The organism is Chryseobacterium ginsengisoli (genome assembly GCF_039542325.1).
Taxonomy (GTDB): domain Bacteria; phylum Bacteroidota; class Bacteroidia; order Flavobacteriales; family Weeksellaceae; genus Chryseobacterium; species Chryseobacterium ginsengisoli.
The window spans coordinates 154,356-179,885 of the sequence record NZ_BAABHX010000003.1; the positions used below are offsets into that span (position 1 = coordinate 154,356).

The 25,530-nt window shown below is 33.1% G+C and carries 23 protein-coding genes; 16 read left to right on the forward strand and 7 right to left on the reverse strand.

The annotated features are described in order from the left end of the window. Window positions 1-5: 5 nt before the first annotated feature. The 3 genes from ABD940_RS09835 to ABD940_RS09845 are packed head-to-tail and all read right to left on the reverse strand — an operon-like array spanning window position 6 to window position 1,828. Complete coding sequence (locus ABD940_RS09835) at window positions 6-560, reverse strand: Maf family protein (RefSeq protein WP_345203032.1); 555 nt, start codon at window positions 558-560, stop codon at window positions 6-8. Between the two features lie 10 nt (window positions 561-570). Continuing rightward, window positions 571-1,089: a KdsC family phosphatase gene (locus tag ABD940_RS09840; protein WP_345203034.1), complete on the reverse strand. Its 519-nt coding sequence runs from the start codon at window positions 1,087-1,089 to the stop codon at window positions 571-573. Continuing rightward, window positions 1,079-1,828 carry a Rossmann-like and DUF2520 domain-containing protein gene (locus tag ABD940_RS09845; RefSeq protein WP_345203037.1) on the reverse strand — a complete coding sequence of 250 codons (750 nt, stop codon included), beginning with the start codon at window positions 1,826-1,828 and terminating at the stop codon, window positions 1,079-1,081. The genes ABD940_RS09840 and ABD940_RS09845 overlap by 11 nt, the downstream gene beginning before the upstream one ends. 360 nt (window positions 1,829-2,188) lie before the next feature. On the opposite strand from ABD940_RS09845, the gene ABD940_RS09850 reads away from it, so the two are divergent. The 7 genes from ABD940_RS09850 to ABD940_RS09880 all read left to right on the forward strand — a co-directional run bounded on the left by ABD940_RS09850 (window position 2,189) and on the right by ABD940_RS09880 (window position 8,264). Beyond that, window positions 2,189-2,740: an RNA polymerase sigma factor gene (locus ABD940_RS09850; protein ID WP_345203040.1), complete on the forward strand. Its 552-nt coding sequence runs from the start codon at window positions 2,189-2,191 to the stop codon at window positions 2,738-2,740. Between the two features lie 18 nt (window positions 2,741-2,758). Then, on the forward strand, window positions 2,759-3,385 hold the full coding sequence (locus ABD940_RS09855) for a hypothetical protein (protein WP_345203042.1): 627 nt from the start codon (window positions 2,759-2,761) through the stop codon (window positions 3,383-3,385). Between the two features lie 5 nt (window positions 3,386-3,390). Next, a complete protein-coding gene (locus ABD940_RS09860; RefSeq protein ID WP_345203045.1) occupies window positions 3,391-3,909 on the forward strand; it encodes a hypothetical protein in 519 nt (172 codons plus the stop codon). Between the two features lie 97 nt (window positions 3,910-4,006). Next, window positions 4,007-5,041, forward strand: coding sequence for a hypothetical protein (locus tag ABD940_RS09865; RefSeq protein WP_345203047.1), 1,035 nt, complete (start codon window positions 4,007-4,009; stop codon window positions 5,039-5,041). Between the two features lie 96 nt (window positions 5,042-5,137). Beyond that, window positions 5,138-6,136, forward strand: a complete 999-nt coding sequence (locus ABD940_RS09870; RefSeq protein ID WP_345203050.1) for a hypothetical protein — start codon at window positions 5,138-5,140, stop codon at window positions 6,134-6,136. A 51-nt stretch (window positions 6,137-6,187) separates the two neighbouring features. Beyond that, window positions 6,188-7,234 carry a hypothetical protein gene (locus ABD940_RS09875; RefSeq protein ID WP_345203052.1) on the forward strand — a complete coding sequence of 349 codons (1,047 nt, stop codon included), beginning with the start codon at window positions 6,188-6,190 and terminating at the stop codon, window positions 7,232-7,234. Between the two features lie 13 nt (window positions 7,235-7,247). Continuing rightward, window positions 7,248-8,264: a hypothetical protein gene (locus tag ABD940_RS09880; protein ID WP_345203054.1), complete on the forward strand. Its 1,017-nt coding sequence runs from the start codon at window positions 7,248-7,250 to the stop codon at window positions 8,262-8,264. Window positions 8,265-8,299: 35 nt separating this feature from the next. Here the strand turns inward: ABD940_RS09880 and ABD940_RS09885 are convergent, their stop codons facing one another. Further along, a complete protein-coding gene (locus ABD940_RS09885) occupies window positions 8,300-10,588 on the reverse strand; it encodes a GH92 family glycosyl hydrolase (protein ID WP_345203056.1) in 2,289 nt (762 codons plus the stop codon). A 190-nt stretch (window positions 10,589-10,778) separates the two neighbouring features. Here ABD940_RS09885 and ABD940_RS09890 point away from each other — a divergent pair, with 190 nt between their 5' ends. Next, a complete protein-coding gene (locus ABD940_RS09890; protein WP_345203059.1) occupies window positions 10,779-12,578 on the forward strand; it encodes a hypothetical protein in 1,800 nt (599 codons plus the stop codon). Window positions 12,579-12,715: 137 nt separating this feature from the next. Beyond that, a complete protein-coding gene (gene lepA, locus ABD940_RS09895) occupies window positions 12,716-14,512 on the forward strand; it encodes a translation elongation factor 4 (RefSeq protein WP_345203062.1) in 1,797 nt (598 codons plus the stop codon). A gap of 75 nt (window positions 14,513-14,587) precedes the next feature. Here the strand turns inward: lepA and ABD940_RS09900 are convergent, their stop codons facing one another. From ABD940_RS09900 to ABD940_RS09910, 3 genes are all read right to left on the reverse strand, one after another. After that, entirely contained in the window at window positions 14,588-16,447 is a 1,860-nt protein-coding gene (locus tag ABD940_RS09900) for a transthyretin-like family protein (protein ID WP_345203064.1), read from the reverse strand. Window positions 16,448-16,620: 173 nt separating this feature from the next. Continuing rightward, on the reverse strand, window positions 16,621-17,262 hold the full coding sequence (locus tag ABD940_RS09905; RefSeq protein WP_345203067.1) for a DUF1579 domain-containing protein: 642 nt from the start codon (window positions 17,260-17,262) through the stop codon (window positions 16,621-16,623). Between the two features lie 140 nt (window positions 17,263-17,402). After that, window positions 17,403-19,526 (reverse strand): glycosyl hydrolase family 28-related protein, encoded by a 2,124-nt coding sequence (locus ABD940_RS09910; RefSeq protein WP_345203069.1) that lies wholly within the window; start codon window positions 19,524-19,526, stop codon window positions 17,403-17,405. A 172-nt stretch (window positions 19,527-19,698) separates the two neighbouring features. Between ABD940_RS09910 and ABD940_RS09915 the strand changes: the two genes are divergently transcribed. The 7 genes from ABD940_RS09915 (at window position 19,699) to ABD940_RS09945 (ending at window position 25,529) form a co-directional block, all read left to right on the forward strand. Continuing rightward, complete coding sequence (locus tag ABD940_RS09915) at window positions 19,699-20,394, forward strand: NUDIX hydrolase (protein ID WP_345203072.1); 696 nt, start codon at window positions 19,699-19,701, stop codon at window positions 20,392-20,394. A 258-nt stretch (window positions 20,395-20,652) separates the two neighbouring features. Continuing rightward, a complete protein-coding gene (gene ybiA / locus ABD940_RS09920) occupies window positions 20,653-21,195 on the forward strand; it encodes a riboflavin biosynthesis intermediates N-glycosidase (RefSeq protein WP_345203075.1) in 543 nt (180 codons plus the stop codon). 30 nt (window positions 21,196-21,225) lie between these two features. Then, a complete protein-coding gene (locus ABD940_RS09925; RefSeq protein ID WP_345203078.1) occupies window positions 21,226-21,774 on the forward strand; it encodes a prolyl hydroxylase family protein in 549 nt (182 codons plus the stop codon). A gap of 3 nt (window positions 21,775-21,777) precedes the next feature. Beyond that, on the forward strand, window positions 21,778-22,182 hold the full coding sequence (locus tag ABD940_RS09930) for a hypothetical protein (RefSeq protein WP_345203079.1): 405 nt from the start codon (window positions 21,778-21,780) through the stop codon (window positions 22,180-22,182). 71 nt (window positions 22,183-22,253) lie between these two features. Then, entirely contained in the window at window positions 22,254-23,255 is a 1,002-nt protein-coding gene (locus ABD940_RS09935) for an SPFH domain-containing protein (protein WP_345203080.1), read from the forward strand. A gap of 133 nt (window positions 23,256-23,388) precedes the next feature. After that, on the forward strand, window positions 23,389-24,297 hold the full coding sequence (locus ABD940_RS09940) for a diacylglycerol kinase catalytic domain-containing protein (protein WP_345203083.1): 909 nt from the start codon (window positions 23,389-23,391) through the stop codon (window positions 24,295-24,297). A gap of 8 nt (window positions 24,298-24,305) precedes the next feature. Next, complete coding sequence (locus ABD940_RS09945; protein ID WP_345203085.1) at window positions 24,306-25,529, forward strand: TIGR02452 family protein; 1,224 nt, start codon at window positions 24,306-24,308, stop codon at window positions 25,527-25,529. Window position 25,530 lies beyond the last annotated feature (1 nt).

The following is a 25,530-nucleotide window of genomic DNA, read 5'->3' on the forward strand; positions in this document are numbered from 1 at the left end:
ACTCATTATATTTCTTTCAAAATTTTGTAAACCAAATGGGTAGGAAGTCCCATAATTGTATAAAAGCTGCCATTCATTTTTTTAATTTTAGCCATTCCAAGCCATTCCTGAATGCCATAACTTCCTGCTTTGTCGAAAGGTTTATAGTTTTTTATATAATATTCTATTTCATCATTTGTAAGTTCATCAATTTCTACATCTGCAACATCAGTTTCTGTGATGGTTTTATCTGTAGTTTTAATTGTGATTCCGGTATAAACTTGATGTATTTTCCCTGAAAGCAATTTCAACATGTTTTTTGCGTCCTCTTCATCTTTTGGTTTTCCAAGGAATTGATTGTCAATGGCTACGACAGTATCTGCAGTTAATAAAACTTCGCCTTCTTCCAGTTTTCGGAATGCATCGGCTTTTAATTCAGACAGATAAGCTGCAGACTCTCCTACTTTGATATGTTCTGGAACAATTTCTTCACAATCGATTTTTACGACTTCAAAGTCAAAGCCTAAATTTGCTAAAAGTTCTTTTCTTCTGGGAGATTGTGATGCTAATAATATTTTCATTTTCAATTAATTAAACAGATTGTGTGTCATCATCATGCCAATTTCCCTGAATTTTCATTACCTGCTCAATAACATCACGTACAGCGCCGCTTCCGCCTTTTATCGGAGAAATATAATCGGAAATATTTTTTACTTCAGGAACTGCATTTTCGGGGCAGGCTGCAACCGCAGAACTTTTCATGATGTGAATATCCGGCAAGTCATCTCCCATCGTTAAGATTTCATTGTTTTTAAGATGATTTTTCTTTTTGAAATCCTCAAAGTCAGCCATCTTATTGTGAGATTTCGGATAATAATCTTCAATTCCGAGGTAATTGATTCTGTGTTTTACCATTTCATCGTTTCCTCCAGTAATAACTCCGATTAAATAATTGTTTTTTAAAGCTTTAACGACTGCATAACCATCCAGAACATTCATTACTCTCGACATATTTCCGCCGGGCATCAGATAAACGCTTCCGTCTGTGAAAACGCCATCTACATCGAATACAAATGCTTTAATATCTTTTAGTTTCTCTTTATAACTCATACATTTTTTGAATTGAGTGATTCATAGTTTTATAGATCTCAAGACTTTCGTCTTTTAATAATTGCTCGTGTAATTCCAGAATTCTTTTGTCGTTTCTTACAGCCGGTCCTGTTTGTGCAGATTTTGGTTCAATTTCATAAATTTTCTGAACAGTTTCCTCAATTAGCGGTAAAAAATAATCAAAAGGAATTTCCTGAGAGTCCGAAATTTCTTTTGCTCTTGAAAAAAGATGATTGACAAAATTACAGGCAAAAACTGCTGTCAAATGAATGTATTTTCTCTTTTCATGAGTACTTTCCATTACATTTTTAGAGATTTTTGAAGCGATTTCAAATAATATTTTTTTGTCTTCTTCATTTTCAGTTTCAATAAAAAACGGAATCTTTTCGTATTCCAATTCTTTTGATTTCGAAAAAGTCTGTAAAGGATAAAGGCTTGATTTTCTGTATTCTCCTGCTAATATTTCTTTTGGAAGCGATCCGGAAGTATGAGCAACGAGACAATCTTTTTTAGTAATGATATTGGAAACAGCCTCAACAGAATTATCGCTCACACAAATGATGTACAAATCTGCGTCTTTCAATTTTTCTGTTGAGAAAGGAATTTTTAATTCTTCAGAAATTTTACTGAGTTCTTCTTTATTTCTGCCAAAGATTTGAGCCAATGGAATATTATTAAGAACAAAAGCTTTTGCCATGTGATAGGCTACATTTCCGGAACCGATAATTACAATTTGCATAAAACAAATATAAGATTTTTAATGATTTTTGGAAATTGCTAAAAGGTTTCGGAATAGCAGATATTTGCCTGGAATTATATTTAATTTAAAAATTAATATTTTTTAATCAGTTAATTATAATTTTTTTCGGTTAAAAAAGAAGGCTATTTTGTAAAGATTTAAACTAAAATTATATTTTCAAAATTAAATGTAACGTTGATTAATAAAAGAAATAAAGGATTCTCTATCAAAATTTTTTAGTCTGATAATATCAAAGGGTTTCAAATAATTTATATATTTAATTATGATATTTGGACTGAAAATTGAAGAAGTAATTTAACTTTCAACTATTTTTGTAATCCAAAACAATGAAAGCATCTTATGAAGATTAAAGACGCGGAAATTATTTCGTTGATGCAAGATCCACGAACTCAAGAAAAAGGAGTTCGCGCTTTAATGGATGCTTATCAGAGTAGATTGTATTGGCACATAAGAAGAATTATTGTGGACGGAGATCTTGCTCAGGACACTTTGCAGGAGACTTTTATTAAAGCTTATCAGAATTTTCACCAGTTCAAAAACGATAGCCAACTGTATACATGGCTGTACAGAATTGCTACCAACGAAGCATTACAGCAGGTAAATAAGATGAAGAAAATGCAGAAATCTGATGAAGATCCCGAATACTATATGCAGAATCTTGTTGCTGATAATACAGACGGAGATGCTGAAGAAATACAAATTCTACTACAGAATGCTATACAAAGTCTGCCCGAAAAGCAGAAACTGGTATTTATGATGCGGTATTATGATGATCTGCCTTACGAAGAGATATCGAAAATTGTAGATATGTCGGTAGGAACGCTGAAAACGAATTATCATTATGCTAAGCAGAAAATAGAAGAATATATCAAAGAGAATTACGAAAGATAATTTTTGAGAAACAACGACATGAAAGACTTTGATCTAGAAAAATTAGAACGCAAAAACATCTACAAAGTCCCTGAAAATTTGTTTGAAAATATTCAGGGGAAGGTATTGAGCGGGATTAATGATTTTGATCTGGAACAATTAGAACGTAAAAATATTTACACAGTTCCTGAAAATCTGTTTGAAACAGTTCAGGAAAATGTATTGAATAATGTGTTGCCAGCTAAGAAGAAAGCACCGATTTTTAAATTAAATTGGGCATATGCGGCTGCAGCATCATTAGCATTGATCTTTGGAGCGACTTTTGTTTTTAATAATGAAAATCCTAATGAAGATGTGAAACAGAATACTGTTAATAATCATGAACCAAAAACAGAAAGTCAGATCGCTTATGAAACTTTACAGTCCGATTTAACTTCTGTTGATAATAATAATCAAACAGTTGGAAGTCAGGATGATAATAAGTCTATTGCACAGGACAACAGTACAGAAAAGACTACGACTGAAGCGAAAAATCAAACAGTAAAACCTGTTTCAAAACAAAATGAAGTTCAAATGAACGAGTATCTGGATTCTTTCTCAAATTCTGAAATTACAGAATTGGCAAGTAATTCTACTCAGGATGTCTATTTGGACTTATATAATTAAAAAAGATGAAAAAGATATTATTTACGCTTTTTATTATTTATGGTTTTGGCTTAAATGCTCAAAAAACAGATTACGACTGGAAAAAAATGGACCCTAAACAAAGAAAAGAGGTAATAAACAATCTTTCTCCGGAAGAGAGAAAAGCACTTCTTACTAAGTTCAGGAACAATATGGTGATGGAAAATCTGGATATTGATCCAAATGATAAAACTGAATTTACACAGGTTTACAACGAATATTTAGATAGCCAGAAACAGATCAAGAGCCAGTTTAATTCCAATTTTGATCCCGAAACTTTATCAGATGATGAAGCTAAGGCAAAGTTGCAACAAAGCTTTGATGTAGGACAAAAGCTGCTAGATAATAGAAAAAGATATGCTGATAAGATGCAACAGGTAATTCCTTGTCAGAAAGTTTTGAAGCTGTTCCAATCCGAGGGAATGATGAGAGATAAGATGAATGAAAGAAAGCCTCATGGAGACAATAATGGTAATAATGCTTCGAGACCGAGACAATCTCCATAATAGTTTATTTTTTTAATGTTGGACGACTCTTGCAATTTATTGTGAGAGTCGTTTAATTTTTAAATCAAATCTATATTTTTGCGGAAAATTTTTAATTATGAAAAAAATTGTTTTGTTTTTAATGCTTTCCATTTCATTGGCTGCTCAAAGAGTAGAATTTGTGAAACTGGATCAAAACATTAAAGATAAAAGAGGATTGGCAAAATCTTTAACTTTAATCGATAACAGAACGGATAAAACAATCGGGACAATTGCCAATAAGAAAGAAACAGCAGAAATAAAGTTTGAAGACGAAAATCTGGAAAAACATTTCGGAAACTGGTTCCTGAATGATAATAAGAAAACGGGAAATACAGACTTCATCATTATGTTGGAAAAGATAAAGATATACGATGAACAGAACGAAAATAAAGATTATCCGTTTGCTAAACTTAAGCTGAAGATCTCAAGTTTTATCAAGAGAAATGACAGATATTATTTTATCGGTCGTTTTGATAATGTGATCGTTTCCAACCCGAAACTTACGCCTCATCCGCAGAGATTTTTAGCTTCTCAGATTTCTGATATCATCACAGAATTTATTAAACTTTCTTATTCTAACACAACTCTTGGGATCCTTGTTCCTGAAAATGAGATTAATAACTATAATGCATATTTAGACAAAAATTACAAAGCTTTTAATAATCCTGAGCTTAAAGATGGAGTTTATACTGACTTTAAAAGCTTTTCTAATCAAGAGCCGAATGCAGAATACTCAGTTAAAAAAAATAAAAAAGGAAGGGTTACAAATTTGATGCATAATGGTATAGATTCTTCTTATTCAGAAATGTATTGCTATGTAGATGGAGGAAAAGCGTACAAACTTACGCCCGTCGGATTTGATGAAATGAAGAAAGACAATAAAGGTTTTTATATTTATACTTCCAGAGTAAATCTTTTTACAAGTGCAAAAACCAGCGGTATTATGATAGGTGCAATCTTAGGTGGAATTCCGGGAGCTTTGATCGGAGCAGCCATTGAATCGGGAGCAAATCCTCCAAACGGAGCTATTCATGGGATTGGTTACAGATCATCGCAGGAATCTAATGTTTATATTGATTCTCTGACGGGAGCTTATGTTTTTACAAAGTAAATTTTATTTAAAATGAAAATAAATTGCCTTATATAAATTTTGTGAAAGGCAATTTTTGTTTTAAATGAATCTCTATTTTTGCCAAAAATTTTAATTATGAAAAAACTTTTGCAGGTTGTGATGACTTGCCTGATGATTATTTCGTTTGCACAGAATAAAGAATTTATAAAACTTAAAGGAGATATTCCTAATAATGGAGAAGGAGATTACAACTCACTGATTGTCATTGACAAGAGAGAAGATAAAACAATAGGGATTTTGCCTTTTGAGGACAATAAAGAAATGAAAGAAGTGTCATTTCAGAACAGTGCAGCAGAAGATCTTACAAATTGGTACCGGAAAAGTAATCTGAAAGGAGGAAAACAAGATCTTATTTTGGTTTTAAATGATTTAAAATTATCTGTAAAAGAAACGAATGAAAGGAGAAATATAGGAACGATGACTTTTTCTGTACAAAGTTTTGTAAAAGAAGGAGATAAGTATCAGTTTTTATATAAAAAAGATACCGTTTTCATGTTCAGTCATAGAGATGTTGCGGATATTATGGTGAAGAATATGCATCATATATTTTCTTTATATTTTGATAAAACATACAAATCCAAACCGGTTAATTATGATCTTACGCTTAGTGAAATTTCTGATTATCAAAACTATGTAAATAATTATCCCGCTTTTAAAAATGAAGTTCTTAAGGAAGGAATTTACCTGGATTATAATTCGTTTTTCAGGCAAACTCCGGAGGAAAACTATACTTTAGAACGGTTTGAAGATGGAAAATTGGATAGAGCAATAAAGATCGAAAATGGTAAAAAGAAAAGAATTCCTTCACATAAAATGTTTATTTATGTTGAAAACGGGAAGGCTTTCAAAAATACATTTTCAGGTTTTCATGAAGTAAATAAAAATGACAAAGGATTTTATCTTTTCATTAAACCAGACATGCTTTATCCGTCAGATTACAACATTAATTTTGGGATGATGTTCGGATTGGTAGGAGGAATTATAGATGCGATTATGTTCAACCCAAATAAGATAGATATGAAAACTGTAAGAGAAGTTTATATTGATCCGATGACAGGAAATTATGATTTTTAGCAATAAAAATTTTAAATCAAATTCATATTTTTGAAGTAAATCTATTATTAAATGAAAAAAATACTCCAAATCACCTTTATTTTAGCTTCAATTATTTGCTTTTCACAGAATCAGGAAATTATTAAAGAAAGAGGAAATCTTTCAAATTCTAAAGGAAATATCTACAAATCTCTTGAGGTAATCGATCAAAGAGAGGATAAGAAAATAGGAGAGGTGCCATTCGGTGATAATAAAGAAATGAGGGAAATCGTTTTTCCGACGACGGTAAATAATTTCCTAAGTCAATGGTACACAGACAGCAATCATAAAGGAGGGAAGTACGAGCTGGTTTTGGTTCTGAAACATCTGAAAACTTATTTAGGAGAAACTGTAGGAAAGCAGACTGAAGGAGAAATCGAATTTTCTGCACAAACTTTCCTGAAAGAAGGCGATCAGTATAAATTTTTATACAAAAAAGATACAATCTACAGCTTTGGGAGTAAAAATATTTCTGATGTAATGGTTAAAAATATTCCTGTGGTTTTTGCTATGTTTCTGAAGAAGACATATACTTTGAAACCTAAAGAAAATCCTGTGTCAATCGATGCTCTTGCAGATTATGAATCGTATGTGAGAACCAATTCTGAAGCTTACAAAAATACTCAGTTGAAAGATGGAATTTATCTTAATCATACAGCATTTATGAATCAAACTCCGGAACCGGGAAATTATGTTTTTGAAAAGAATGATAAAGGAAATGTTTTAAGGGCTGTAAAAGAAGAAAACGGAAAGAAAGATAAAATTTCGGCAAATGAAATGTTCGCTTATGTTGAAAACGGAAAGGCTTACAGAAAAACATATTCAGGATTTTTAGAACTGAATAAAAATGACAAAGGATTTTATTTAATAAGTAATCGAGGATATCTTTTACCGGCACAGAATTCTGCAGTTTTTTTAAGTGTAGGAGGAGGAACAAATGCCGGAATGTACGGTGGTGTTGCAGTAGGTCTTGTCGGAATATTAGAAAGAGGTTTAAGACAAAATAAAGCGAGAAAAGAAGAAAAATTTCCTATTTACATTGATCCGTTAACAGGAGAATATGACTTTTCTGAGGAATAATAATTTAAAAAATATGAAAAAAATACTGTTCTTTTTATTGCTTTCGGGTGTTTTATCAGCTCAGAGTAATGAAGTAATTGATTTTAAATACAGACTCAATGATCCGAAATCGACTACAAAAAGTCTTGAAGTAATTGATGCAAGAGAAGATAAAAATATCGGACAATATTCCCGAAAAGATAAAATATACACATTTTCTTTTCCGACTGATAATGCTAAATCTGACCTTGAAAACTGGTTCGAAAAAGATAATAAAAAACGAGGAAAAAGAGAACTCGTAATTGTTTTGGACAAGCTGAAAGTGTATGAAAAAAAGGGAATAGATAAAGTAGATTATGCTAAAATTTTTATCAGTGCATCATCGTACGAAAAGGTAGGAACGGAATATTTTCTTTTAAAAACTATCGATGGAACAAAGACGATTAATACTTGGGAATATCAAAATATATCCAAAACTTTGGCATCTTCAATTGGGATGAGTTTGAATAAATTTATTACAGAATCTTATTCTTTAGAACCTTCTAAAATATCTGTTCCACAAGATCAACTTCCAAATTACAGGGAATATTTAGCTGAAAACTTACCGGTTTTCAAAACGAATCAGTTTCAGGATGGAATTTATAAAGATTATTTGAGCTTTTTTAATCAAAAACCATTAACAGGTTATCAACTGATTAAAGATAAAGATGGAAATGTAATTCGTGCCGAAGGAAAGAATGAAACACTAAGACCACCACAACAGATTTTCATCTATGTTGAAAACGGAATAGCTTACAAAAGTACTTTTGGAGGTTTTTATAAAATTGATAAAGATGAAAAAGGTTTTTATATTTTTTCAGGCATAACATTGTTAAATCAAGGTCTTGCAAAACATGATTTTACTCCGCCTGGAGGAGGTGCAATTGCGGGTGGTTTAGGAGCTTTAGGAAATGTTCTCCTAAGTAATGAACAACGGAAAGCGCTTGAAAAAGAAGAAAAGGAAAAAGTATACATCAGTCCTTTAACAGGTGAATATCTTTTTGAATATTAAACAAAAAAAGAGAGACAAACTGTCTCTCTTTTGCTTTATTTTTTATCTGTAGAATAAGAATAAGGAAAATCTTTTTCGTCGGTTCCCCGTTCTTTATTCGGCTGAGAAGTCATGTCAAATTTCAAAGTTGCACCTTTCATCAATTCGTCGTGGCTTAACCAATTGGCAGAATATTTTTTTCCATTAAATTTTATAAAATTTACATAACGGTTTTCATCACTGTTATTATCTGCTTTAATTTCAATATTCTTTCCGTTTTCTAAATGTATCGTTGCTTTTTTAAACAAAGGAGCTCCCAAAACATACTGATCCGTCGCAGGAGTTACAGGATAAAAACCAAGTGCCGAGAAAATATACCAAGCCGAAGTTTGTCCGTTATCTTCATCACCACAATATCCATCCGGAGTTGGCTGATACAGACGATTCATCGTTTCACGAACCCAATATTGTGTTTTCCACGGTTCTCCGGAATAATTATACAAATAAATAATATGTTGAGCAGGCTGATTTCCGTGAGCATATTGTCCCATATTCGCATTCACCATTTCCTGAATTTCGTGAATCGTTGAGCCATAATAACTGTCATCAAAAACCGGAGGCATTTCAAAAACTTTATCTAAATTTTTCGAGAATTCTTTTCTTCCGCCCATCAATTTTGCCAACCCATCAATATCCTGAAAAACCGACCATGTATAATGCCAGGAATTTCCCTCTGTAAAAGCATCGCCCCATTTAAATGGATTAAAAGGAGCCTGAAAACTTCCGTCCTGATTTCTTCCACGAGCTAATTTTGTTTCCGGATCAATCACTTTTTGGAAATTCTGTGAACGTCTGTAGTATTCTCCCCATTCAGATTCTGGTTTGCCTAAAGCTTTTCCTAATTGAGCAATCGCAAAATCATCGTAAGCATATTCCAGAGTTCTTGCTGCATTTTCATTGATCTTTACATCATAGGGAACGTAGCCTAATTTTTTATAATATTCAATTCCCAACCTTCCTGTTGCTTGCGGACCTTCGTTATTCGCACCATGAAGTAAAGCCTGATACAATGTTTCAATATCATAACCTCGCAAACCTTTCATATAAGCATCTGCAACCACAGAAGCTGAATTATTTCCAATCATAATATCAGAATACGATGGACTCGACCATTCCGGCAACCAACCGCCTTCTTTATAATCGCTGATTAATCCTTTCTGCATTTCAACATTGATGCTCGGATAAACCAAATTTAAAAAAGGGTAGAGTGCCCTGAAAGTATCCCAGAAACCAGTTCCTGCAAAGCGATAACCAATCTCCGTTTTCCCTGAGTATGGACTGTAATGAACAACTTCTCCTGCTTTATTGATCTCATACATTTTATGCGGAAAGCAAAGCATTCTGTATAACGAAGAATAGAACGTTCGCATCTGATCGATTGTTCCGCCTGCAACTTCAACTCGTTTTAATTTTTCATTCCACGCTGATTTTGCTTTTTTAAAAGTATCATCGAAAGAATCTTTATTGAGTTCTCTTTGTAAATTTAATTCTGCCTGTTCTAAACTGATAAATGATGAAGCTACTTTTAAATTCACTTTTTCTCCTTTTTTGGTCGCGAAACCAACTATAGCTCCGCAATGATCTCCTGTGATTTCCAAAGCATCTTTCACAAAATCTTTATCCTTCCACGTTGAATATTTTGTAAATGGTTTGTCAGCATAAATCACAAAATAATTTTTAAAACCAACCAGCTTACCTCTTGAATATCTTGTTGAATATCCTGTAATTTTATTTTGAGAAGGAATAATTGTTATACTTGAACCTTTATCAAATGCATCTACCATAAACCATGAATTTTCAGAATCTGGATAAGTTAAACGTAGTTGTGCAGCTCTTTCTGTGGGTGTAACTTCTGCAGTTACATTATGATCAGCAAGATAAACGCTATAATAATATGGTTTTGAAACTTCCGACTTATGTGAAAACCAACTCGCTCTTTCATCTTCATTGAAACGCATTTTTCCCGTCACAGGCATGATGGAAAACGTTCCGTAATCGTTCATCCAAGGCGAAGGTTGATGCGTTTGTTTTATTCCGCGGATTTTATCGGCATCGTAAGTGTATTGCCATCCGTTTCCATTTTTTCCGGTTTGTGGAGTCCACAAATTCATTCCGTGAGGAACGGCAACGGCGGGATAGGTATTTCCATTAGAAAGAGAAGGTTTTGAAAGTGATCCAATTAAAGGATTTACAAATTCTTCCGGATTTTCTGGAGCTTTTTCAACCCATTGAGATTTTAAATGAGCGAAAGGAATTATTAAAAGGAGTAAAAGAACTTTTTTCATTTTAAAAAAATAAGTTTGGACTTTTGGTAGATTTTTAATGTGAAAAGGTAAAGATTTTATTGTGAAAAGTAATAGGTATTTATCATAATAATTTAATTTTTTGTTATGAATAAAGCGAAGAGAAATGATAGTTTGATCATTCTTGGCTTGTAAATTGATACTAAAAACTTTATTGAATTTTTGAAGGTTGATGAGCAGATCGATTGTAATTTTAGTTCTCTTTTTAAGTTGTTTTTCTTTTTTTAATGCACAAGAAAGAAAGGATTCTCTTTATTATAAAATTGAAGAATTTTCAGATAAAAGAAAAGTTACCAAATTCATTCATCGCTTCATCTTTCGAAGAGAGGCAGATTCGGCTTCTGTTAAAACAACAACGGAAAAAATTGCGCAGGAAACCCACAATGGAAAACATATTAGAAATATTCGGATAGAAACGATTGACCCGTTTGGATATGGTTCCGAAGATAAAAAAGAAAAATCGAAATGGTACGATTGGTTTACGAATCATCTTCATTCTAATACAAGAATTTCTACTGTTAATAATTACCTGCTTTTTCAGAAAGGAGAAGAATATAATGCTCAAAAAATATACGAATCCGAACGTTTATTGAGAACCATGCCTTTTATAAACAGGGTAAACATCAGTATTTCCGACAGTACTTCTACAAAAGATTCTATCGATGTTATTGTGAAAGTTCTTGATTCATGGAGCTTAAAACCGAGACTGAGCTATTCCGGAAGTAAAATAGGACTAGGTGTTACTGAAGAAAATGTACTGGGATTGGGACATACGTTGGATTTTCTTTATAGAAATGATTCCAAGGAAAAACAAGATTATTTTTTGGGAAGTTATACAGCCTATAACCTTTTTGGGTCTTATATCAATGCTCAGATTTTGGGAGAGAGGGATTTTGCTAAAAATGAAAGAATCAATTTAAATGTTACAAGAGATTTTTTCTCGCCATTGACAAAATGGGCAGGAGGTTTTACTTTCGAATATTTTATGCGAAATGTTTTACTTCCGACAGAATCAGAAACTACTTTTCCGGAAGTTCAGATTAAAGTATATAGTCAGGATTTGTGGGGTGGTTATCAGATTCCTGTTTCTTCGAACCCTAGCGAAAAAGTTTCCAGCAATATTGCTTTAATAGGAAGATTTCAGAATTATCAATATAAAGACAGCCCCGGAATCGATCAATATCAATATTTCAGTTCTTACAGTAGTTTTTTGATGTCTGTTGGATTTATTCAAAGAAAATTTTCGGTTCAGAAAAATATTTTTCAATATGATTTGCCGGAAGATATTGCATATGGTAATTCGGTAAATTTAACTGCAGGAGCTTTATCAAGAAGTAGCAAAGTGATGCCATACGCCGGAATTTCGGCATCTTATGGGGATTTTACGAATATTGGATATTTCAATTTGAAGGCTCAGTTCGGGAGATTTTTCAATGAAGACAAACAAAATCGTGAATCTTTCCGTCTGGATGGGACTTATTTCACGAACCTTATGGATTGGAAATTTGCTAAAGTAAGACATTTCTTTTCTCCGACTTTGGCATTGGGAAATCCTCAGCATAATTATTCTTATAAAGACAGGATTAATCTTTCAGCATCAGACGAATTTCCTGTTTTCAATGGAGATTATATTGGAACAAAAAAATTAGTTTTAAGATATCAGCTTCAGTTTTTTGTTAATAAAACATGGAAGAATTTTCATTTCAGTCCGTATTTAACTGCAGCAGTCGGTTGGTTGGGTATGCCGGATGAAAAACTTTTGAAAACAAATACAAACACAAAAGTAGGAATCGGAGTTCTTATCAATAATCCTTATTTGGTTTTCAACAGGATTCAAATTTCTTTTACTTATTATCCTCGTGTGCCTTTTGACAATAATTCTGTTTTTGATTTCAATAGCAATCGAAACAATCTTTTACCGATGAACAGTTTTGCAACAGATATACCACATTTCGTGAATTTTGGGAATTAATTAATACAAATTGATAACAAACAAAACTCTCTAAAATTAGACTTTGTTTATTATTAAAATTAAATTTTCTCTGTATAAAATTAAGAATGAGGAATTCTCTTGCATTTTCTTATCTTTGCAAATTACAAGGTTCTTAAATGAAAAACATACGAAATTTTTGCATAATCGCTCATATTGACCACGGTAAAAGTACTTTGGCGGATAGACTATTGGAATATACCAATACTGTTACCCAAAGAGAATTACAGTCTCAGACGCTGGATGATATGGATTTGGAGAAAGAGCGTGGGATTACAATCAAGTCTCATGCGATCCAGATGGATTATGAATATAAAGGAGAAAAATTTATATTAAATCTTATCGATACACCGGGACACGTAGATTTTTCTTACGAAGTTTCCCGCTCAATCGCTGCTTGTGAAGGAGCACTTCTTATTGTAGATGCTGCTCAAAGTATTCAGGCGCAAACAATTAGTAATTTGTATTTAGCATTGGAAAATGACTTAACAATCATTCCGATTTTGAATAAAATTGACCTTCCTTCTGCAAATCCTGAAGAAGTAACTGACGAAATCATGAATTTGATTGGTTGCGAATATGAAGATGTATTGAGAGTTTCAGGGAAAACAGGAGAAGGTGTCCATAACTTACTGGAGCAAATTGTAGAGAGAATTCCGGCTCCGGTTGGAGATCCGGATGCGCCGCTTCAAGCTTTGGTTTTTGACTCAGTTTATAATCCTTTCAGAGGAATTGAAGCCTATTTCAAAGTAGTAAACGGAAGTATTTCTAAAAACGAGAAAATCAAATTCTTCGCCACAGGAAAAGAATATGGAGCAGATGAGGTTGGTACTTTGAAACTGAAGCAGGTTCCGAAGAAAACAATTGGATGTGGTGATGTAGGATATTTAATTTCTGGTATTAAGGATGCAAGAGAGGTAAAAGTAGGTGATACAATTACTTCATTTGAAAATCCTGCTGCAGGACCAATCGATGGATTTGAGGAAGTAAAACCAATGGTTTTTGCTGGTATTTATCCAATTGAATCTGAGGATTTTGAAGAATTAAGATTTTCTCTTGAAAAATTAAGGCTAAATGATGCTTCTTTGGTTTTCGAACCGGAAAGTTCTGCGGCTCTTGGTTTCGGTTTCCGTTGCGGATTCTTAGGAATGTTGCACATGGAAATCGTTCAGGAAAGATTGGATAGAGAATTCAACATGAACGTAATCACTACGGTTCCGAACGTTTCTTATTTTGGATATACCAAAAAAGAACCGGAAGTTCCGATTTTGATTAATAACCCATCTGAAATGATGGATCCTTCTACAATGGATAGAGTGGAAGAACCTTACATCAAGGCTTCTATCATTACAAAATCTGATTTTGTTGGAGCTGTAATGACACTTTGTATTGAAAAGAGAGGGGAAATCGTTAATCAAAGTTATTTAACGTCAGAAAGAGTTGAATTAATTTTCAATATGCCTTTGGCGGAAGTTGTTTTCGACTTCTATGACAGATTAAAATCTATTTCTAAAGGATATGCTTCATTCGATTACCACCCAATCGGATTCAGAGCTTCTAAGCTGGTAAAAATGGATATCCTGATCAACGGAGATATGGTAGATGCATTGTCTTCATTGATTCATGATTCTAATGCATACTACATTGGTAAAAGAATGTGTGAAAAACTTCGTGAGCTGATTCCAAGACAACAGTTTGATATTGCAGTTCAGGCGGCTTTAGGAGCGAAAGTTATTGCAAGAGAAACTATTAAAGCATTAAGAAAAGACGTTACCGCAAAATGTTACGGAGGAGATATTTCCAGAAAGAGAAAGCTTCTTGAAAAACAGAAAGAAGGTAAAAAGAAAATGAAGCAGATTGGTAGAGTAGAAGTACCACAATCTGCATTCATGGCTGTATTAAAGCTTAATGACTAAAAATATAAACCGCTTCAATTGGAAGCGGTTTTTTTTATTTTCAAAAGTTTCTTTTTGAAAGTTTATCTATTTTTATTAAATCTTACAAAATGAAACGAAATCATTGTAAGAACCAAGATTACTGTCTCCTGTAGTCAGCAATGCTGTTGCGGAAATAGAAACAGTATAAGCACAAGGCAATAAATCTGCCACCGTATCAGTCGGAGGTGTAAATACCAATTGAGTTGATCCAAATGTTTCCGGCGATGACATAAGAACAATCGGATTAAATCCAAAACTTTGTCCGGGTTTGTGAGGTCCTACAATGGATAGGCTTACACTTCCGAGATTTTCATTTCTTGCTCCGTATTTTACATGCAGATCTGTTGTTATTTTACTGCAACCGCTGCTTCCGGAAATAATTTCTTCAAGATCTACAGACAATGCGATATATTGATTATCAACTGTCGCATGAGCCCAGCTTCCATATTTATTTACATTTTGATATAAAACATTATAAATCGCAATTGGTTTTGATGTTCCCGCTATTGTTGCAGAACCGCCAACTGCTCTTTGTTTCATACGAATGGCAAAGTATCTATTGGAAACATGAGGTCTTGATGCAGAGACTGTTGTATTTCCTATTCCTGACGTAGGCATGCTCATGTCAATTGAAGTGACTCCTGTCAGTTTTTCAGTATTTAATTTCAAAATTTCTGCGTCTGTATGAGCTGCAAAATTAGAATCTTGAGGCACTTGTATCCAATCTCCGTTGAAAGTAACGGTTTTTTCTGTACCAGTTCCATTAATGAAATAAGGTTCATAAGCAATTGGATTGGATGGATCTCCCGTAAAACTCCATAAATAACCAATCACCGTTTTATCGATCATATTAGGAACAATTGGATTCCACCCTGCAGGATTTAAAGCATCTGTCGGATTTGTTACTTCCTGATATTCAAAAAGATATTCCATTTGTAGATTATTAATTTTCTTACTTATTGTACCTACAAGATTAACTGATGAGAAAAAGGCGTAACCAGCCAGCGTTTTCCCTGTTGATAAATCAATGCCTGACTGGATTGGAATATGCTGGGTAAGACCAAAATGTGTAAATGAAGGAGGCGTAGAAGGATCTACAGGAATCAATTCTTTTGAACAAAGCTTTACACAAAGGCAATATCCTACATTATTACGTCTGTCAGCTTTTGTTTCCAAAGCAAAACGTTGTCCGCCGTATTCCAACTGGAAATAAACATCCGGCCCGCTTGCAAAAGGAAGTGTAACATCCGTTTCTATATTAATTAAGGGAGAAAGAAATGTCTTTTTAAATTCAACAGAAGTATAATAAATTTTAAAATGTCCATTGCTGTCTGTCGTATTTCTTCCCAGTTCATCGTCTGTAATGAAATCTGCATCCATAGCAATTACTGTAATGCCTTCAAGAGGTTTTCCGGTTTCACAGTCTGTTAATCTTCCACAGATAGTCCAAACGTCAAAATATCGACCTTTAATCAGACACCACCACTTATCAGGAATGATGTAAGAAAAATTGGCAATCCAAGTTTCCTGATCTTGTGAAGCTTTCCATTGAGGAACAAATGTTGTGATATGAAACTGTCTTTCTTTACCTTTTTTGGGAGGAAACGGAGGACGGGGAACTGTTCCGCAATAAAAATCTATTTCTAATGCAGAACGGGAATATTTTTCATCGATTTTGATTGAAAAATTTCCTTCCATATCTGTTTCTGCTTCTGCAAGAAGCTTGCTCTGCTTAGATTTAATTTCTTCTTCCGAAACTTCTCTGAAAGTATCTTTGATTTCAGCAGACGATAAAGCCGCTGCATTGGCTTCTGTAACGGGAAGATAAATACGTACTTTTACCTGACTAAGGTTCTCTGAACAATCTCTGCCGCATAGATAGGCCGCAAGATTTCCTTTAATAATATGGCTCATGGCTTTAATGAATTTAGGTGTTTTGCCTACTCTTTTAAGGTTTTCGGCGGTTTCCTTTTGTTTACATCAAAGTTGAATATAAAAGCTTAGCAATCAGTAAGTAAAATCACTGTTTATTTCCAGTGATTTCAACATATTTCAAAAAAACCGCTTCAATTTGAAGCGGTTTTCTGTTATTTCTTACGAGTATATTTTATTTCCATGGTTTTGTATTCTTTTCCCGTCTTGGAATCTGGCCCATACATTTCCATTTTTTGAGTATTATCATCAATAAATGTGAAAACTTCCCTAAAATCACATTCTTTTCCCGGTCTTGAAGGATCGGTCATTTTTCCTTTAAATTCAATAGATTTTGTTGATGGATTCCAGTCGCCTTCTCCATGCATGATTCCCGTTCCCATATTATCGATCCATGTACTTACAAATTTTTTCTTAGAATTGTCATACCCAACAATGCTCATCCCTTCAAAAGGCATTCCCATGAAATCCCCTTTATGATTGCTTATTTGATAACGTCCGTCATACATCATTTTATTGGTTGCTTCAGATTTGCTGTTCATGTGTTTTCCGCCATTTTCCATCCACATGGTGTTTTCTCCGATCCATGTGCCGTCACTTTTTGCCATCATTTTTTGCATTTCTCCCGGAGTTGCATATTCCATCCATGCTTTTGTTGCGGTTGCAGAATCTACGGGTTTCCATTCTTCTTTCGTTAAAGAATCTGTTTTATCTGATGAGGTTTTAACATCCATTTTTACTTTATCGCAAGCAATAATGAGAAAAGCAGTGCAAGCTGCAAATAATAAATTTTTCATAATCGTTTCGTTTTAAGTTGTTTATAAATTTAATTAAAATATTTAATAATAAAGAGATTAACACAATGAAAATTAATAGAATAAAAAATTATGGTCGTAAGAACAGCTTACGACCATATATTTAATAATTTAGACTTTAATTAAATTACTGATATTGTAGGAGTGCTAAAAGTAACTGGAGAATTGCTAAAACTGCTAGTTAAATTTTTATTCAGATAGAACTTTGTTCCATTTTTGCATCCAACTATTCTGTAGACATCAGGTAAGTTTCCAAATTTTAGATATTGTCCGATTGTAAACTTTTCAGAATTACTAACTGAATCCAGATATTCTTTACCAATAGTTCCAGAGGCGGTTACGTTATTTAAAAAGCTTCCACTATCTATAGTACCACTTTGTTTTACCACGTTAAAATTTCCTGCTGTATCTACAAATGTTTGCCCCTTTTCAAATGTGCCTACTTTTTCTACTACATTTGATTTTTGGTAATAAGGTAGAATATTCGGGTTATAATCATTATCGTTTTCATCATCACCCATAGTGAAATATGTAATATCAGTTGCAATTAAAGTGTTTTTTTCTTGAAGATTATACAATGATATTCCCGCATAAAATGCATTAAAATCTGATGTTGCAGAATATAAATCTGTACTTGGATAAATAAGAACAAATAATGATTTTCCTGCTTTTTGACTCAACATTCCCGTCACATATTTTGGCGTTCCTGGTGATGGAATTGTATTATTATTTTCATTATAAAAAGAGCTGAAAAAACCGTCAGCTATAAAATTACCTAGCCTCTGATTAACTTTAAATGTAGCACCTATATATTTAGATTTTCCTTTAAAGGTCATAGAATATCCACCATTAAAAAAAGCGGCAAAATTGTTATCTTTATTACCAAAACTATCGTATTGTTCTTCATCAATATATAGAGTTTTTGAGCTGGACACTTTTACTGTGCTTATATTTTTTAAAGCATTGTTAAATAGATAAGAATCACCGTCAGTATCTGAAAATTTAATTATGGTTCCATTTTTTTTCGCAAATTCATTCAGGAAAATATTAGATGTTGCAGATAAATTTTCTACAATTTCACAACTGTAAATGTAAAGATTAGAACTATCTTTATTAATTATCTGTAAACCAGAAAGATCATACTCTAAAACATGATCAGCAATCATTCCATCTGTATTATTCCCGGAAATTTCGACTCTGTTCTGATTAGATAAAGCAGTAGTATTTGAAAATGAAATATAATCGCCATTACTATTTTTTGGTAATGAGGAAATATACACAGCATTACTACGCATTGACTCAAAATGATTTCCAAAAAAGTGAACGGTGCAATTACTGATCTCAATATCAATAGCATAGGGTTTAGGTTTTTCTGAGGGTGGTGAAATGTAATCTATTGTGCCTTCAAAATTATTATTTACTATTTTGACTAAGTCTTTTGCAAAGCTACCATAGATTATCCTTGCATTATCATGGCATTTGTTGTTTTCAAAAAGAAATCCCCAGCAAACATTACGTTTTTCGTTATCATCAGTAAAACCAAAATATACACATTCATCATTCTGAGAAAAAGCACAGCCGGTAATTTGTACTGAAGCCACATTGTAGGCATTAGAACTTTTAAAGGATATAGCACGATTGAAACCTCTAAAATGGCAGTCTCTTACAACAAAAGGCCATACTGGTCCGTCAAATTCAGACTTAAAATCAATTGCAAAGGTTGAGCCAGCCGTTCTTCCTTCTTTTGCCAAAAACTGGATAGATTCCATGAAAACGGGATCCGTAACTGTACTTTTAAATACAAAAGCGCTGCTGTTTTGAGGAACTATCAGAGAACATCCTGAAAATGGAGAATGCGGCTGTTGCGCATTCCACCAACTTTCTTCTCTTAAAAATGCGCCTGAACCAATAAATTTTACTCCACCTCTTGTATTTTGAATAGGCGTATTGAGAAGGTAATTCCCAGGAGGAAAGAATAACGTTTTCTGAGATGTTTTCTCACAAAAATCAACTGCTTTTTGGATGGCTTCAGAATCGTCGGTTAATCCATCTCCAATTGCGCCAAACATTTTTACAGTAATATAGTCATTTAATACTCTTTTGTAATATTTATGCTCATGTTGGATATAGATTACATGATCACAAAGACTATCATCCATAAGTGTTGTATTATCATACCACTTTTCTGTTTCTACATACTTACACTGTTCACCAGTGTATTTGTCAATAATTAATAAATAACTCATTTTTTTCAAATTAAATTTTAAAATTGGATATTCTTCAGAAGAACTTTATGTGGCTAAAATAGTGATGGATAGCGACAGAAGTTGACGTATTAAATTAATTATTGAAATTAAATTTATTTAAATATTAGTTAAAAAAAACATACCTTTGCGTATTCATAACGCAAATTAATTAATGAGCACTCCAAAAAAATTACAAGACATAAAAGTTGCCGTAGACGCAGTTATTTTCGGATATTTTGATAAAAAAGATCTTCAGCTTTTATTGATTAAAAGAAATATAGAGCCATTCAAAGGAGGTTGGGCGCTTCCCGGAGGTTTGGTTTTGGATGATGAAAATCTTGATGATGCTGTAAAAAGGGAACTTCATGAAGAAGCAGGTATAAAGCCCGATTTTCTGGAACAATTGTATACTTTTGGAAATGTAGGGCGCGATCCTCGAAATAGAGTGGTTTCGATAGCTTATTTAGGGCTTGTGAATCCTTCTTATCACCAACTGTTTGCAGATTCCGACGCGGATGATGCACAATGGTTTAGTGTCAATCAGCTTCCGAAACTTGCTTTCGATCATCAGACAATTATTGATATTGCACTAAAGCGACTTCGTACAAAAATTCAATATCAACCGATTGGCTTCAATCTTCTCAACGACGAATTTGCTTTTTCTGATTTGGAAAATTTATATAAAACGATTATAGGAAAAGAAATCGACCGCCGAAATTTCCGCAAAAAAATCATGAGTTATGGATTGCTGAATGAAACGGACAACGTGAAAAAAGAAGGCAGCGGCAGACCGGGAAAACTATTTACATTCAATCAGGAAAAATATAAAGAGCTCGAAGAAGAAGGATTCTATTTTGAGATCAAATAAATTTAGACACAAATTTTTACTAATCTAATAATTCTTTCGTATTGTCATTCTGAACGAATAGAAGATCTATAAGTTGAAATTAAGGTTCTTCTTTGCCATAATATAAAATAACATTCTTTAATTTAAATTTTCCTGTTTGGTTAAAATAAATTTTTATAACTGAAAATCAATTAACTAAATTACTTAGTGTAAAATTAACACAAATTAATTTGGAGGGAAAATCATATTCTTTTAAATTTGCGTAAAAATGACACAATAATGAAACATTCATTAAAAAATATAATTGAGAAATCTCAGAATAAAGAAAAGTTAGATTTTTTATTCTTTTGGGGGCATACGGTGAAAGACGAGATTACAAAAGCTTGTTTCAGTCAATGGTTTCCTTTTGAATTTGAAGAAAATGGGATTGTTTACAAAACGGCTGAACACTATATGATGGCGGGAAAAGCAAAATTATTTAATGATCAGGAGGTTTTAGAACAAATTTTACAAGCAAAAACTCCAAATCAGGCAAAAAGTTTAGGTAGAAAAGTCAAAAACTTTGATCCGAAGATTTGGGATGAATATAAATATGAAATCGTAAGACAAGGAAACCTTTTGAAGTTTTCTCAAAATGAAAAGTTTAAAGAATTTCTGCTTTCAACAAACGATAAAATCCTGGTAGAAGCCAGCCCATACGATAAAATCTGGGGAATCGGAATGTTGGAATCGAATCCAAAAGCGGAAAATCCAGCTCAATGGAATGGTGAAAATCTGTTAGGATTTGCTTTGATGGAAGTAAGAGACGAATTAAGAGGATAAAAACACAAAACCAAATACAAAATATTGATTATGAAAAAAATAGAATTACATCCGCAGATATTTTTGATTGAAAATTATCTTTCAGATTCAGAATGTGATCGTTATATTGAATTGACACAAGACAAAGTTTTCGAAGAAGCTAAAATCAATATGGGTGGTCGACAGATGATGAGTAAGGGAGTGAGAAACAACGACAGACTGATGATTTTTGACAAAGATTTAGCTAAAAATCTTTTTGAAAAGGCATCTGAATTTCTTCCTCAGACTCATGAAGATTATAATGTTTTGGATTTTAATGAAATGTTCAGAATTTATAAATATTCTCCCGGACAAAGATTCAAAATGCACAGAGACGGAAGTTACATCAGAAATGAAAATGAGAAAAGTTTTTATACATTTTTAATTTATCTGAATGATGACTTCGAAGGTGGAGAAACAGAATTTGAAAATCTGTTCACTGTAGCTCCAAAGAAAGGATCTGCATTGGTTTTTTACCATCCGTTACGACACGAAGGAAAAACCTTGATTAGCGGACTGAAATATGTTTTAAGAACAGATGTAATGTATTTAAAAACTTAAGAAATGAAAAAGATATATGTTTCAGGAAATGGGAATGTATCTTGGGAAAATTTTCATCAGTTTTATATTGAACCATTAAAAAAATTCAATCTTTCAGAATGTGAATTTATCATCGGGGATTTTTCAGGAACTGATACTTTAATGATGGAATTTTTAAAGGACAAAACTGAAAACGTGACGATTCTTCACGTGGGAAGAAGACCAAGATATTTTGCCAATTCGTTTAAAACAAAGGCAGAGAAATGGCATATTATAGGCGGTTTTACTACTAATTATGAAAGAGATATGTTCGGAATCGATCTTTGTACCCATTTTCTTGCTGTCGATTTTAACACAGATAAGAATAGGAAAAGCGGAACATTAAAGAATATTGAAAAGTGTTTTGCTTTAAATAAAATCAAAGTGTAAAAAATTTTACCCATAATTTGCGTAAAAAATACACGAAATTAATAAATTGTTTCACCAAAAAACTTAAAGCTATGTTTGGTTTCAGACACATCAAATTTGATTCAATGACTTACGTTCTTCATTTTAAAAATGGAAAAACCGTAAAAGAAGGAAGAGGGCTGTCATTCTTTTATTTCGCTCCAAACTCGTCTATCGTTGCAATTCCGATGGGAAGTAATGATTTGCCGTTTATCTTTAATGAAAATACCCATGATTATCAAACGGTAAAAATTCAAGGACAGATAAGCTACAAAATTACAGATCCGAAAGCGCTTTCAGATACATTGGATTTCACGGTAAACGAAGCCGGAGTATACAAGAAAAATGATATTGAAAAGCTGAATCAAAGGATTATTAATTTGGCGCAGACTGCAACTTCTTCTTTTATTCATGAATTAAGTTTAAAAGACGCCATTCGTTCTGCAAAACAGATTGAAGGCAACATTCTGGAAGGTTTAATGAATTCTGAAGCAATAAAAACGATGGGAATTGAAATTCTTGGAACCAATATTTTAGCAGTTCAGACGACTCCTGAAATGGCAAGAGCGCTTGAAACGGAAACAAGGGAAAAACTACAGCAGCAAGCGGATGAAGCGATTTATGAAAGAAGAAATTTTGCGGTAGAACAGGAAAGAAAAATCAAAGAATCTGAACTGAATACGGAAATTGCTGTTGAAGAAAAACAAAAGCAGATTGAAGAAAAAAGAATGGAAACCGAGGTTCAGCAAGAAGAAAATAATAGAATTCTGAGAGAAATGAAAATTGCTGCCGATATTTCTGTTGAAAATCAGAGAAAACAGCTGATCGAGCAAAAAACGGAAAACGATAGAAAAGAAGCCGAAACTCAAGGATATATGTTAGAAACGTCTTTGAAACCTTATAAAGAAATGGATTGGAAAATCTTAAGTGTTTTGGGTGGAAAACAGGATGCGAAAAACAATATTGCATTAGCTTTCAGAGAATTGGCAGAAAATGCCGGAAAAATCGGAAACCTGAATATAAGTCCTGATTTGTTGGATACTATTTTGAAATAGTAAGAAATTTTAAGTTATTAAGAATTATTAAGTTGAACTTTGGTTTAAGCTTAAAAATTAGAATGATTTTTCTTAATTAAACTTCACAACTAAATTAAACTTAATGGTTTAAAAATGTTTATAATAAAACAAAATGAAAATCGAATACGCCATTATCATCAAAAATAAAACAAGACTGGAGTGCTTGATTGAAAGATTCAATACCAAAGCTCAGGCGAAATTTTATATTGAAAGTTCGGGAGGAAATTTTCAGGAATATGTGGATGAGCATGAAAAATTTTACGAGTCATTTTTGGAAGTTCAGACAAAGCTTTCGAAAGTCATTAAAAATAAGGTGATTGAAAGAGAGTTTGTTCCGTCTTATATTTTCTCTGAAAATAATTTGATTGTAGTTGTCGGACAAGACGGATTGGTGGCGAATGTTGCTAAATATTCCAAGCATATTCCAATCATCGCAATCAATCCCGATCCTGAAAGATATGATGGAGTTTTGCTTCCATTTACGGTAAAAAATTTTTTAAACGGAGTAAATTCTGTTATCAACGAAAACTTTAGTTTAAAAAAAATGAGGTTTGCGGAAGCAGTTCTTAATGACGGACAAAAACTATTGGCAGTGAATGATTTATTCATCGGGATTTCTTCTCACAGTTCGGCAAGATATAAAATCATGCTGAACGGAAAAGAAGAAACACATTCTTCCAGCGGAATCATTGTTTCCACAAAAACAGGAAGTACGGGCTGGCTGAGTTCAATTTTCAATATGGCTTTCGGAATTTTAGGAAAAACCGATTTGAAATATCCGCAACTGAATGAAGAAGATTTGTATTTTGCAGTAAGAGAACCTTTCAAAAGCATCAGAACGCAAACGGATATTTGCAGCGGAAAGTTGGCAAAAGGAAATAGGCTGATCATAGAATCATTAATGCCGAATAACGGGTTTATATTTAGTGATGGAATTGAGCAGGATTTTCTGCAGTTCAACAGTGGAGCAACGGCGGAAATAAAGCTTTCTGATGATGAAGCTGTTTTAGTAATAAATTAAAAATAACCATGAAAACACAAATTTTATATAGACCTGTTGGAGAAAAAGAAATGCTTTTAATTATAGAAAGCAATTACAAAAAATTTCCTCCAAGATTGGAATGGCAGCCGATTTTCTATCCTGTTTTATATGAAGACTATGCTTCTGAAATCGCAGAAAAATGGAATACGAGAGATGAAGCAGGAAATTATCTCGGATTTGTAACCAAATTTGAAGTGTTGGAAGAAATTGCAAATCAATATCCTTTGCAAAATGTAGGAGCCAAAAATCACAACGAATTGTGGATTCGTTCGGAAGAATTGGATGCTTTTAATAAAGCAATTGTCGGGAATATTGAAGTAACGAAAGTTTTCATTGGAAAAGATTTTAAAAACCCCGCAAATGATGAGATAGAAAATTTATTAGTAAACATTAAAAAACTAACAATGACAAATAAAGGAATGGCAAAAGATACACTGGAAATCTTAGCCAAGAAATATTATATAAACGAACAAAACGAGAAAGTAAGCATAGAAAATGAAATGAAAATCTGTATAAAGGAAACCATTTTGTTTTCATCGGAAGAACTTTCGGAAATGACAAAAAGTAAATTTTCGGAAGCCAATTTTGAAACACAATTTGAAGTGTGGAAATGCAGTTCTTTAAAAGCAATTTTACAATTAGCCGCAGAAGAAAATCAGGAAAAATTGATGTGTCTGAATTTTGCATCTGCAAAAAATCCAGGCGGTGGTTTTATTAACGGAGCTGAAGCTCAAGAAGAAAGTTTGGCGAGAACTTCGGGACTTCATGACAGTTTGCTTCAAGGTTGGGATTATTATGAAACTCATCGTGCAATGGAATCGTGTTTTTATACAGATATGATGATTTACAGCCCGAAAGTCCCTGTTTTCAGGAAGGATAAGGGTGAATTGTTACTGAAACCTGTTTTGTGTAATTTCATCACGTCTCCGGCGGTGAATGCAGGTGTTGTAAAACGTCAGGAACCGGAAAGAGCTCAAGAAATTTTCGGAGCAATGGATATAAGAATGGATAAAATGTTGGCTTTGGCATTACATCAGGGAAACGAAACCTTGATTTTAGGAGCTTGGGGATGCGGAGTTTTTAAAAATGATCCGAAAGAAATTGCGGAATTGTTTAAAAAGCATCTTCACGGAAAGTATAAAAATAAATTTAGAAGAGTGGTTTTTGCAATTCTTTCGAAGAAGGAAGAGATGATACAGCCGTTCGAATAAA